Source organism: Promicromonospora sp. NPDC059942 (genome assembly GCF_042731755.1).
Taxonomy (GTDB): domain Bacteria; phylum Actinomycetota; class Actinomycetes; order Actinomycetales; family Cellulomonadaceae; genus Promicromonospora.
Window position 1 is genome coordinate 305431 of sequence record NZ_JBHWLR010000008.1, and the last position, 12163, is coordinate 317593.

11 protein-coding genes are annotated in these 12163 nt (G+C 72.0%); 5 read left to right on the forward strand and 6 right to left on the reverse strand.

From position 1 onward, the window contains the following. Positions 1–37: 37 nt before the first annotated feature. Positions 38–658 (reverse strand): TetR family transcriptional regulator, encoded by a 621-nt coding sequence (locus ACFV9Q_RS15665; protein ID WP_377235160.1) that lies wholly within the window; start codon positions 656–658, stop codon positions 38–40. A gap of 149 nt (positions 659–807) precedes the next feature. On the opposite strand from ACFV9Q_RS15665, the gene ACFV9Q_RS15670 reads away from it, so the two are divergent. After that, positions 808–2079 carry an NYN domain-containing protein gene (locus ACFV9Q_RS15670; RefSeq protein WP_377235161.1) on the forward strand — a complete coding sequence of 424 codons (1272 nt, stop codon included), beginning with the start codon at positions 808–810 and terminating at the stop codon, positions 2077–2079. A 13-nt stretch (positions 2080–2092) separates the two neighbouring features. Here the strand turns inward: ACFV9Q_RS15670 and ACFV9Q_RS15675 are convergent, their stop codons facing one another. The 4 genes from ACFV9Q_RS15675 to ACFV9Q_RS15690 are packed head-to-tail and all read right to left on the reverse strand — an operon-like array spanning position 2093 to position 6459. Next, entirely contained in the window at positions 2093–3208 is a 1116-nt protein-coding gene (locus ACFV9Q_RS15675) for an App1 family protein (RefSeq protein WP_377235162.1), read from the reverse strand. Positions 3209–3225: 17 nt separating this feature from the next. Next, entirely contained in the window at positions 3226–4137 is a 912-nt protein-coding gene (locus tag ACFV9Q_RS15680) for a carbohydrate ABC transporter permease (protein WP_377235163.1), read from the reverse strand. Position 4138: 1 nt separating this feature from the next. Continuing rightward, entirely contained in the window at positions 4139–5113 is a 975-nt protein-coding gene (locus ACFV9Q_RS15685) for a carbohydrate ABC transporter permease (RefSeq protein ID WP_377229682.1), read from the reverse strand. Between the two features lie 14 nt (positions 5114–5127). After that, complete coding sequence (locus ACFV9Q_RS15690) at positions 5128–6459, reverse strand: extracellular solute-binding protein (protein WP_377235164.1); 1332 nt, start codon at positions 6457–6459, stop codon at positions 5128–5130. A 173-nt stretch (positions 6460–6632) separates the two neighbouring features. Between ACFV9Q_RS15690 and ACFV9Q_RS15695 the strand changes: the two genes are divergently transcribed. The 4 genes from ACFV9Q_RS15695 (at position 6633) to ACFV9Q_RS15710 (ending at position 11071) form a co-directional block, all read left to right on the forward strand. Beyond that, the gene (locus tag ACFV9Q_RS15695) at positions 6633–7670 is read left to right on the forward strand and encodes a LacI family DNA-binding transcriptional regulator (protein WP_377235165.1); all 1038 of its coding nucleotides are present in this window, start codon (positions 6633–6635) and stop codon (positions 7668–7670) included. A 164-nt stretch (positions 7671–7834) separates the two neighbouring features. Beyond that, the gene (locus ACFV9Q_RS15700; protein WP_377235166.1) at positions 7835–9709 is read left to right on the forward strand and encodes a glycoside hydrolase family 2 protein; all 1875 of its coding nucleotides are present in this window, start codon (positions 7835–7837) and stop codon (positions 9707–9709) included. A 152-nt stretch (positions 9710–9861) separates the two neighbouring features. After that, positions 9862–10503, forward strand: a complete 642-nt coding sequence (locus tag ACFV9Q_RS15705) for a 1-acyl-sn-glycerol-3-phosphate acyltransferase (RefSeq protein WP_020013603.1) — start codon at positions 9862–9864, stop codon at positions 10501–10503. Continuing rightward, a complete protein-coding gene (locus ACFV9Q_RS15710; RefSeq protein WP_377235167.1) occupies positions 10493–11071 on the forward strand; it encodes a hypothetical protein in 579 nt (192 codons plus the stop codon). Before ACFV9Q_RS15705 ends, ACFV9Q_RS15710 begins: the two co-directional genes overlap by 11 nt. A gap of 61 nt (positions 11072–11132) precedes the next feature. Here ACFV9Q_RS15710 and ACFV9Q_RS15715 read toward each other — a convergent pair. Further along, positions 11133–12163 (reverse strand): N-acetylmuramoyl-L-alanine amidase (locus ACFV9Q_RS15715; protein WP_377235168.1); only part of this gene is annotated, 1031 nt, incomplete at its 5' end.

Sequence of the window (12163 nt, forward strand, 5' to 3'; positions counted from 1 at the left end):
CGCGGGGCGTCAAGCGCGGGGCGTGGAGCGTGGAGCGTCAGACGCCGGTGGGGGCCAGCTCCTCGGCACGGCCCAGGACGCACGCCACGAGCCAGGTGATCGACTCGGCCGTCTCCCGCGGGGACGCCGTGGGCTGCATGACGTGGCTCAACGCGGACCGCACCACGATGTCGATGACCGCCGCGATCCGCTCCGGCCCCAGGTCGATCTCGTACTGGTCCACGCGGTCCTGGACGACCACCTTCACGGTGCCGAGCAGCGCCTCCGAGTGCGTGGTGAGCAGCGGCAGCAGCTCGGTGTCGGCACCGTGGGTCGCCGAGACCACCGCCCGCAGCAGCGCGTTCCCCTCGGCGAACGTGAGCGTGCTCTCCACCGCGTCGCGGATCGCGGGCAGCAGGTCGTCAGGATGCCGGTCGAAGGCCTCGGCGATCCGGAAGATGAACTTCGCGGACTCGGTGAGCACCATCGCCTCGGCCAGGTCGTCGCGGCTCCCGACGGCGTTGTAGACCGTCTGGCGGCTCACGCCGGCCTCGGTCGCGAGGCGGCCCATCGTGACCTTGGACCAGCCGTCGGCACAGGTCAGACGCGTGGCAGCACCGATGATCCGATTCCGGTTGGAGATCGGGTCGTCGTCGTTCCCGGCGGTCGCCTCGGCCATGGCCCGATCCTAGGCAACGGGTGAACTTTCGGGCTGATCGGGCGTCCCCGACACGACATATTTCACCCGTTCTTCATTTCGCCCTGCGGAGCGGCGGCCCGGTGCGGCTCCGCCACCCCCCGCGCCGGTAACCCCCTAGAGTGGCGGGCATGGACCAAGAGGAACGCCTGGCAGTCTTCATCGACTACGAGAACCTGGCGCTCGGCGCCCGGGAGCACCTGGGCGGGATGCAGTTCGACTTCGGCCCGATCGCCGACGCGCTCGCCGTGCGTGGCCGGGTGGTCGCGCGCCGGGCGTACGCCGACTGGTCGTACTTCGACGAGGACCGGCGCATGCTCACGCGCCACCAGGTCGAGCTCATCGAGATGACGCAGCGCATGGGGGCCTCCCGCAAGAACGCCGCCGACATCAAGATGGTGGTCGACGCCATCGAGATGGCCTTCGAGCGCGACTACATCTCCACGTTCGTCATGTGCACGGGCGACAGCGACTTCTCGCCGCTGGTCCACAAGCTGCGCGAGCTGAACAAGCGCGTCATCGGCGTGGGCGTCGAGAAGTCGACGTCGCGTCTGCTGCCGGCCGCGTGCGACGAGTTCCTCTTCTACGACCGCCTCGAGGGCGTCGAGGTGCCCGACGAGGACCAGGGCGCCCCCGCCCCGAAGCGCGGCTCGCGCACCCGCAAGACGAGCACGACGGAGCGGGCCGCCGCGCAGAAGGCGCCCGCCGCCTCGCGCCGCGCCAAGGCCGCCGAGGCGGTCGCGGAGGCCGTCGCCGGGGCGACGTCGCCCGAGGCCGCGGCCGAGCCGGAGGCGCCGGCCGAGCCCGAGGCGAAGCCCGCGACCCGCCGGCGCAAGAAGGCGGAGCCCGCGCCGGCCCCCGTCGACGTCGCACCCGAGGCCGAGCCGGACGTCGACGTCACCGAGCAGGACGACGCCCCGGCGTCGGACGACGTGCCTATGGAGGTACGCGTGGCGCAGACCCTCGGCGACCTCCAGTCCTCGACCAGCGGCCCCGTCACGGCGTCCGCCCTCAAGCGGACGCTGCTGCGCAAGGACGCCACCTTCAGCGAGTCGGACTACGGCTTCCGCACGTTCGGCGAGTTCCTGCGGTTCCTCGCGGACCGCGGGTTCGTCGAGCTGGCGCCGGGCCCGTCGGCGGGCGACCCCGAGGTGTCGCTCCCGGAGCAGGGCGACACCGACGCGGCGTTCGCGCTGCTGCGCGACGTCGTGCAGGAGTCGAACGGCTCGGCCGCCCTGTCGGGGCTGAAGAACGCCGTGCGCAAGCGGCGCCCGGACTTCTCCGAGAAGGCGCTCGGCTTCCGCGGGTTCCTCCAGTTCGCGAAGGCGGCGGAGGCGGCGGGCACGGTGTCGCTGGCCTGGGACGACGACGCGGACGACTACCTCGTGACCGCCACCTCCTGAGCCTGCACGGGGCCTAGGCCCCGTCCCCGTCGTCGAGCACGCCCGGCACGGTCGCGAGGCGGCGGGCGAGCTCGTCCCCGTCCCGGCCCGCGACGGTCGGCACCTGGTCGGTAGTCGGCCCCGGCGTGGAGCCGGGCGCCGTCGCCGGCCCGGCGTGCGACCCGTTCCCTACGTGCGGGGCGTTCCCGGCGAGCACCTGCTGGCCGCCGGTGAGCTGCCGGATCGCGACGACCCGCACCCGGTCGGGGCGGCGGCGCGCGACGTCCTCGTAGATCTCGACGTCGTGCTGGCCGTCGTCACCGATGAGCACCCAGCGCACGTGCGGGAACCACGACATGAGCAGGTCGAGGCTCGCGCGCTTGTGGGCCTGGCCGCTGCGGAACCACCCGGTGAGGGTCGGCCCCCAGTCGGTCAGCAGCAGCGGGCCCGGCGGGTAGGCGTGCCGCGAGAGGAACGCACGCAGGGTGCCGGCGGTGTTCCACGCGCCGGTCGAGAGGTAGAAGAAGGGCGCGTCCGGGTGTGTCCGCTGGAGCGTGCGGTACAGCTCGGGCATGCCCGGCACGGCGCGCCGCGCGCTGGAGTGCCGCACGAACGTGTTCCACGCCGCGAGCAGCGGCCGGGGCACGGCGGTCACCATGGTCGTGTCGTCGATGTCGCTGACGACGCCGGTCCGCGGGCGCTCGTCGAGCACCCGGAGCGGGGCCTCGGCCTCGGCCGGTTCCGGCCCGTCGAGGCAGGTCAGCAGGGCGGTGTGCCAGCCGTCGCACAGCGGGGCGTCCACCGGGTGCTCGACGTCGACGTAGCCGGCCCGGTCGCTCGTCACCTCGGACGTGCCGCCGCCCACCTGGAGCCGCACCCTGCGGTGGGGCGCCGGCACGGTGAGGAAGTGCCGGAACCCGCGCCGTCCGGCCCGCAGGGCGTCGCGGTTCGGGGTGCCGGGCCGCTGCGGGGAGAGCACCACACGGGCGAGCACCCGGACCTTGTCCGGCGTGCCGTACCCGGCGTAGGCCTCCAGGCGGGGGCGCCAGCCCGCACGGACCAGCACCCACCCCGCCGCGGCGTAGAGGTGGTCCTCCACGACCGCGGCGAGGTGCGGGCGCTGCGAGGGGTGCGGGGTCGGAGTGGCCATCACCCGATTGTTGCCTACTACTGACCGCCCATGCCCGTGGTCGCGACACCCTGGACGATGCGGCGCTGGAACAGCATGAACACCACGAGCAGGGGCAGTGCCGCGATCATCGCGGACGCCATGTTCTGCGCGAACTGCACGCCGTAGGCGTTCTTCACGGTGGACAGGCCGACCGGCAGCGTCATGAACTGCGGGTCGGTGGTGACGATGAACGGCCACAGGAAGTTGTTCCACGCCCCGATGAACACGAAGATCGCCACGGCCACCAGGATCGACCGCGAGAGCGGCAGCACGATGGTCCAGAACAGCCGCCAGGTGCCCGCCCCGTCGATGCGGGCGGCGTCGAGCAGCTCGCTGGGGATGGCGTCGAAGAAGCGCTTGAGGATGAACACCATCACGGGCGCCACGACCTGCGGCAGCACGATGCCGGCGAACGTGTCCACGAGGCCCATGACCTGCATCTGCCGGAACAGCGGCACGATGAGGATCTGCCCGGGCATCATGATCGACGCGATGGTGAGCCACTGGAGCAGGCTCCGGCCCTTGAACACCGTCTGCGAGAACGCGAAGGCGGCCATCGCGGAGATCAGCACGGTCAGGAGGGTGACCAGCCCGGCGACGACGAGGCTGTTCCACATCCAGATGAGCAGGTCGCTGTTGCTGAGCACCTGCTGGTAGGCGTCGAGCGTCCAGCCCATGGTGGGCCACCACGACGCCGGCAGCGCGGCCTCGGCCTCGTGCTTGAAGCTGGTGACCGCGCCCCAGGCCACGGGGAGCAGCCAGAGGGCGGCGAGGACGACGAGGGCGGCGAGGGCACCGATGCGCACCCACGGCGAGGGCCCGATCGTCAGCTTGGTGAGGGCCCGGTTCTCGGCGCGCTCCAGCTGCGCCTTGGTCCGGCGGTCGGCGACCAGTTCGGCGACGGACACGTCAGGCCTCCTTCCTGGACGGCAGGAGCCGCACCAGCGCGAACACGAGAATCAGAGCGAAGAACACGTACGAGATCGCGGAGGCGTACCCGAGCCGGTAGTTGGTGAAACCGGTGTCGTAGACGTACTCCAGGATCGGTCGCGTGCTGCCGTTCGGGCCGCCCGCGGTGAGCAGGTAGATCTGGTCGAACACCTTGAGCGACGCGAGGAGCTGCAGCACCACGATGACGCCGGTGATGTTGCGCAGCTGCGGCAGGGTGATGGAGAAGAGCCGGCGCCAGCCGCCCGCGCCGTCGATGGTCGCGGCCTCGTACTGCTGCTGGGGGATCCCCTGCAGGGCAGCCAGGTAGAGCAGGAAGTTGAACCCGACGGTCCACCAGACGGTGACGGCGGCGATGGAGAACATCGCCACGTTCTCGTCGGTGAGCCAGCCCACGGGCTGGAGCCCGAGCGCGGCGAACCACGTGTCGAGCAGGCCGATGTCGGGCTGGAACAGCCAGCTGCTCAGCGCGGACACGACGGCGCTGGTCAGCAGGTAGGGCGCGAAGAACGACATGCGCCACACCCACTGGCCGGGCAGGCCGGTGTGCACGAGCAGCGCCATCACCAGGGCGACGACCACCAGCGGGACGGTGCTGAGCACCGTGAACCAGACGGTGTGCCACAGCGTCTGCCAGACCTGGGGGTCGCTGAAGGCCTCGGCGTAGTTGGCGAAGCCGATGAACTCGGAACCGGTGCCCGTGAGGCTCTGGTTCGTGAAGCTCATCCACAGGCCGTACAGCGTCGGCAGCAGCAGGAACAGGCCGGTCGCCACCGCGAACGGCGCGACGAACAGGTAGCCGGACTTGTCCCGCGCGCGCAGGGACTTGCCGGTGGAGGCGGTGCGGGTACCGGACCCGGACCGCCCGGTGGATTTCCGCGAGTCGGGCAGGGCCCGCCCGGGGGGCGCCGTGACGCCGGCGTTCGAGACAGTCATCGTCGTCCTCTCGATCAGGCGGGGTTGGGCTGGGAGAGGAACCGGTCCATCTCGCTCAGCATGCGGGTCACGGCGGTGCGCGCCGGGGCCTTGCCGGCCAGGGTGTCCGTCATGGCGTCGGCCATGCGCGTCTGGAAGTCGCTGCCGCCGCCCGTGAACCAGGCGTCGGGGTCGAAGACGGCGACCTCGGCCGCGGGCGCGTAGTCGCGCTGCGGGGTGAGCTCCTGGTACGCGGGCTCCTGCACGATGGGCTGGTAGGCCGGGATGTGTCCGGCCGAGGCCCAGGTCAGGCCCTCCTTGAGGAGGCCCGCGAGCACGCGGTAGGTCGCCTCGCGCTTGGCCGGGTTCGGCGTGCCCTGCTTGGGCAGCACGAACGCGTGCGAGTCGGCGTAGTTGGCCGGGGTGTCGAAGATCGCCGGGAACTGCGTGGCCCCGACGTCGGGGTTGGCGCCCTGGAACATCGGCAGGTCCCACTCGCCGGCGAACATCAGCCCGGTGCGGTTCGACATGAAGCGGCCGGACGCGGCGTTGCCGTCCTGGTTCTTCGCGGCGACCTTGCCGTCGACCATCGCCTGGAGGAACTCGAAGACCTCGGCCGCGGCCTCCTCGTCGAGCGCGGCGGGGCGGCCCGGCGTGAGCTCGTAGCCGCCGCCGTTCTGGGAGTACAGGCCCCAGAACATGCGCCAGCAGCCCGCGGGGTCGCGCTGGTAGCCCCAGCTGACGCCCGTCTCGCCCGTGACCTCGGCCATCGCGCGCCCGGCCTCCAGGAAGCGGTCGGCGCCGGCGACGGCCGCCAGGTCCAGCTTGCCGTCGGCACCCGCGAGGCCGGCCTGCTGGACGATGTCGGGGTTGTGGAACGCGATGTACGGGTGGGTGTCCAGCGGCAGGGCGTAGAGCTGGCCCTCGAACTGGGCCTTCTGCCACACGGCCGGGGCGAAGTCGGCCTCGGTGATCCCCAGCTCGGCGAGCGCGTCGAGGTCGAACGGCTCCAGGAGCCCGCCCGGTGCGTACCCGGCCAGCCGCGACATGTGCATGACGGCTGCCTCCGGCGGTCGCCCGCCGGACGACGCCATCGCCAGCTTCGTGTAGTACGGCGGCCCCCAGGCGAGGGTCGTGGTCTCGACGCCGATGTCCGGGTTGGCCGCGGCGACCACACCCGCCATCTTCTGCATGAGGGCGCCGTCACCGCCGGAGAAGAGGTCCCAGACCATCACCGAGGTCTTGCCCGCGCCGGAGGCGCTGGGGGTGGCGCAGCCCGCGAGCGCGCCACCGAGCGCGACCCCGCCGGCCCCGACGAGGGCCGCGCGGAGCAGATCTCGCCTGCTCAGCCCTCCGGAACTACCCACGAGACTGCGGGTTCTCGACGCAGCCGCGGGGCTTCCTTGGCCCGGGATGCCACGTCCTCGTACTACGGTCATCATCGACCTCCAATGGTGCAACGTTGCGCTCCAACGTTGGATCACGATGGACTAGGACGGGCGTCCAGTCAAGAGGGCACATGGTGGAAGGAAGTGAAGGCTTGGCCGAGCAAGCGGGTCGACGGGTAGGGATCAAGGAGGTGGCCGCGGCGGCGGGCGTCTCGTGGAAGACCGTCTCCAACGTCGTCAACGACACGGGCCGGGTGGGGGACGTCACGCGGGCCCGGGTGGAGGCGGTGATCGCCGAGCTGGGCTACCGGCCCAACCTGGCCGGCCGGCAGCTCCGGCGGGGCCGCACCAACACGCTCGCCCTCGCGGTGCCCTGGGTGCACGCGCCGTACTTCTCGGTGCTGGCGCACGAGGTGATCGACGTCGGGAGCGCCCGCGGCTACCGCGTGCTCATCGAGGAGACGAGGTCCTCGCGCGACACCGAGCTGGAGGTGGCGCGCGGCTTCGACGTGCAGGCGATCGACGGCATCATCTTCTCGCCGCTGGAGCTGACCCCCGCCGAGATCGACGAGGTTCGCGGGCCCGTGCCCCTGGTGCTGCTGGGCGAACGGGCCGACCCGGACCCCACGCGCGAGCGGCGGACGGACCACGTGAGCATCGACAACGTCGACGCCGCGGCGCAGGTCACGCAGCACCTGCTCGACACGGGGCGGCGCCGGCTGGCCTTCCTCGGCGCCGAGCCGCGCGGCGCCGGCCGGACCGGGGCGCAGCGCGTGCAGGGCTACTTCGACGCCCACGCGGCGGCCGGCCTGGAGGTCGACGAGCGCTGGGTGCTCCAGTGCCCGCAGTTCTCCCGGCCGTCCGGCGCCGCCACGATCGAGTCGGTCCTGGCACGGATCGACCAGATCGACGGGATCGTGTGCGCCAACGACGAGCTCGCCCTCGGCGCGCTGCACGCGCTGCGCCTCAACGGCGTCCGGGTGCCCGACGACGTGGCCGTGACCGGCTGGGACAACACCGAGGACGGCCGGTTCTCGAACCCGACGCTGACGACGGTGGCGCCGGACCTGCGGGCCATCGCGGAGACCGCGGTGGACCGCATCATCGCCCAGCTCGAGAAGCCCGGTGTCGACCCGGTCGACGAGGTCGTGCCGTACCGCCTGCTGGTCCGCGAGAGCAGCCGCGTCTGACCAGGTGACGGCGCCGGCGCGGGCGCTCCGCGGGCCGGCTGGCCGCCCGCCGACGGACCCGCCCGGCCGCCGTCCGCGGGTGAGGCGGTTGATACAACGTTGCATTTCTGTCGGAAGACGTGTTGAATCGCCGCGCACCTGTCGTAGACGCAATGGAGCAGCTGATGACTTTCCTCGACCGCTTCTCGCCCGAGGGGGCGCCGACGGCGACCGCCGTCCCGCGCCCCGAGTACCCGCGGCCCCAGATGGTCCGGGACCACTGGCTCAACCTCAACGGATCCTGGCAGTTCGAGATCGACCCGGGTGACTCCGGGCTCGAACGGGGTCTTGTCGAGCGGCCGCTCCAGGACGAGATCACCGTGCCCTTCGCCCCGGAGTCCGAGCTCTCCGGGATCGGGAACACCGACTTCCTCGAGGCGGTCTGGTACCGCCGCGAGATCACCGTGCCCGCGGACTGGTCCGCCGTCGGCGACGACCCCCACGTGCTGCTGCACTTCGGGGCCGTGGACCACGACGCGACCGTGTGGGTCGACGGCACCGAGGTCGTGCGGCACCGCGGCGGGTTCACCCCGTTCGTGGCCGACCTGCACGGCGTCGCCGCCCCCGGCGACACGGTCACCGTCGTCGTCCGGGCCCGGGACACCCGCCACGGGCCGCAGGCTCGCGGCAAGCAGTCCAACCGGTACGCCAACTTCGAGTGCAACTACACGCGCACCACGGGGATCTGGCAGACGGTGTGGCTGGAGCCCGTGCCGGCCACGCACGTGCGCCGCCCGCGGATCACGCCCGACCTGTCGAGCTCCGCGTTCGACGTCGTCGTGCCGCTGTCCGCGAACCGCCGGGGCCACACGGTCTCGGTCACGGTGACCGACGCCGACGGCGAGGTCGCGAGCGCCACCGCGCGCGCCGACCTCGACCTGGCGCCCGCGCTGCGCGTCGTCGTCCCGGCGGACCGCGTGCGCACCTGGGGCACGGAGGACCCGCACCTGTACGGGGTGGACATCGAGCTGCGCGACGCCTCCGGCGCCGTCGTGGACACGGTGCGCTCGTACGCGGGCCTGCGGTCCGTCTCGATCGACGGCCAGGCGATCAAGATCAACGGCGAGCACGTCTTCCAGCGGCTGGTCCTGGACCAGGGCTACTGGCCGGAGTCGCTCATGACGGCGCCGTCCGACGCCGCGCTGGTGCGCGACATCGAGCTGGGCCTGGAGGCCGGGTTCAACGGTGCGCGCCTGCACCAGAAGGTCTTCGAGGAGCGCTACCTGTTCCACGCGGACCGCCTGGGCTACCTGGTGTGGGGCGAGTTCGGCGACTGGGGCGTCAGCGGTTACGGCACCCCGCAGGACGGCCAGCGGCAGACGACGTCGTTCGTCGCCGAGTGGCTGGAGGCGCTGCAGCGCGACCACAACCACCCGTCGATCATCGGCTGGTGCCCGCTCAACGAGACCCACCAGGACCTGCACGACCGCATCACGCAGCTCGACGACGTGACGCGCGCCATGTGGCTCGCCACGAAGGTGGCGGACCCGTCGCGACCCGTGCTGGACGCCAGCGGCTACTCGCACCGCGTGCTCGAGACGGACGTCTGGGACTCGCACCTGTACGAGCAGGACCCGGCCAAGTTCACCGAGCTGGTCGGCGGCCTGGCCGACGGCAAGCCGTACGGGAACGAGCGGGACAACGGCACGCCGATCTCGCAGCCGTACAACGGGCAGCCCTACTTCGTCAGCGAGTACGGCGGCATCTGGTGGAACCCGGAGACCGCGGCCAGCGCGTCGGGCAGCTCGCCCGACTCGTGGGGCTACGGCCAGCGCGTCGTGGACGAGGAGGAGTTCCACACCCGGTTCGCCGGCCTCACGGACCCGCTGCTCGACGACCCGCTGATGTTCGGCTACTGCTACACGCAGCTCACGGACGTGTTCCAGGAGGAGAACGGCATCTACCGGTTCGACCGGAGCGTCAAGCTCGACGTCGACCGTGTGCGCGCCGTGCAGGTGCGCCCGGCCGCCTTCGAGAAGGGCGCTGACGGCGACGCCTGACCGTCCCGCCACGCGTGTCAGACGTACAGGTCACCCGGGTGACCTGTACGTCTGACTCGTCTACCGGACTGTGCACCTTGTAGGTCTCTTTAGTATTTTTCACCACATAACACCCAGACCACAGCGGCCCTTGAGGGGTGCACAATAGGCCGGTGACGTACCGGTTCCTCAAGCTCATCCTCTCGATCCTCGTGCTCGTGCTCCTGCGCCCGCGCGTGACTGGGCTGCAGAACATCCCGAAGCGTGGCGCCGTGATCCTCGCGAGCAACCACCTGTCGTTCATCGACTCCCTGCTCATCCCGATCATGGCCCCGCGGCACGTCGCGTTCCTGGCCAAGGCCGAGTACTGGACCGGCAAGGGCATCAAGGGCCGCCTGTCCCGCTGGTTCTTCACCAAGATGGGCGACATCCCGGTGCAGCGGGACGACCCGCGCGCCGGGCAGCGGTCCCTGGAGGACGCCCTGGCGGTGCTGCAGCGCGGCGGTGCGTTCGGCATCTACCCCGAGGGCACCCGCTCCCGGGACGGCAAGCTGCACAAGGGGCACACCGGCGTCGCGTGGCTCGCCCTGACCGGCAAGGCCCCCGTGGTCCCGGTCGCGCTGCTCGGTACGGACAAGGTGAAGCCCATCGGCAAGATGCCGCGGTTCGCCCGGGTCGAGCTCCACTTCGGCACGCCGATCGACCCCTCGCGCCAGATCGCGGCCGGCACCAAGCCCGCGCAGGCGCGGCGCGAGCTGACCGAGCAGGTCATGCAGTCCATCCAGGCGATGAGCGGCCAGGAGCGTGCCGAGTGAGCGCGGCCTGAGCACGTCGTCAGGCCCGGGCCGGGCGACCGGCCCACGCCGGTCGTTCGGCCTGGGCGGGCGGGGCCCCTGGCTCGGGCTCGTCGCCGGCGTGGTGGCGCTGGGCGCGGTCGAGGTGCTCGTGCTGCACCTCGTCGCCGGCGCCCTGCTCCCCGCGCCCGTGGCACTGGCCGTCGACGTCGTCACCGGGGTGCTCACGGGCGCCCTCGTGGTCCTCTTCGTCTCACCCCTGTGGTCGCGGCACCGCGTGTCCGACGGCGTGGCCCGGTTCCGGCTGGGCTGGCTCGGCGCGGTCGACGTCGCGGCCGGCGACGTCGTCTCCGCGACCCTGTACCGGCCCACCGCGGTCCGTCCCCTGGAGCTCGGTGCCGGGTTCGACGACGACGCCGGCCGGGTCTCGCTGGTGCGCACGACGGCGGCGCCCGCCGTCCTGATCGAGCTGTCCCGCCCGGTCGCGGCACGGGTGCAGGTGCTGCGCGGCGTCCGGGCGACGTCGGTGCTCGTGGGCGTCGCGGAACCGGACGAGCTGCTCCGCGCGCTGGCCCCAACTCCTCGCTGAGGCCCCGTGTCAGACGTACAGGTCCCTCGGGGTCCTGTACGTCTGACACGGGCGGGCGGGGCTAGAGGCGGGTGATCCGGATCGCGTCGGCCACGACGTACGCCGTGCCCTGGGTCCAGCGGCTGACCGCCACGACGGTGCGAGTGCCCGCCGTCATCGCGTAGGTGCCGAGCGAGAGCCACGCCCCGCCGGCCGCGGACTGGTCCACGCGGATGGTCGACGAGCCCGTCCCGGTGTAGACGATGAACGGCGTCGACGTGTTGTAGCCGGCGATCCCCGGGAACCACGCCTCCACCCGGTAGGAGCCGCTCGACGGGATCGTGGCCGAGTACGTGGCCAGGTCGCTGACCTCGGCCGGCGTGGCGTAGCGGTAGTCGGCGCCGTACCGCTCGCCCGAGAAGGACGACGTCAGCCAGGAGGCGCCGGCGGAGAAGCCGGCCGAGGTGTTGTCGACGATCACGGACCAGCTCGTGCCCGCCAGGGCCGCGGCCACCTCGGACCGGAGCTGCGGCAGCATCGAGTACAGGACGTCGCCCGGGCAGGCCGTCGCCGTGTAGTCCCGGTGCCCGTAGATCTGGGTGGGCGCGATGCCGTACTGGTCGCAGATGTAGGCGCACAGCTCGACCAGGCGGCTCCAGAGCTGCGCGGGCGGCGTGGCGCTCGTGTAGGTGCCCTGGTTCTCGATACCGATGGCCTGGCTGTTCTGCCCGGGGGCGTGCGCGCCCACGACCGTGCCGCTGCCGTTCTGCAGCCGCGACAGCGAACCGTGCCGCCCCTCCATGACGTACCCGCCGCGGCTCAGCGTGAGGTGCTGCCCGGTGTCCACCCAGCCGTTGGCGAAGTGCCACTGCTGGATGTCGCGCGCGATCTGGTACCCGGCGGCCTGTGAGTAGTCGGTGACGTTGGCCGACGCCGTGTGGTGGATCAGGATCTTGTTCGGGTTGGCCGAGACGGTGTCGATCGTGCCGCGGGCCGCCGCGGCGCCCCAGGTGGCGCAGCTCGCGATCGTCGGCGCGGCCACCTCGACCCCGGCCGCGGCGCCGGGCGGCGCGTCGGCGGGCGCCTCGGGGTCCGGGGCCAGGGAGGGCGGGG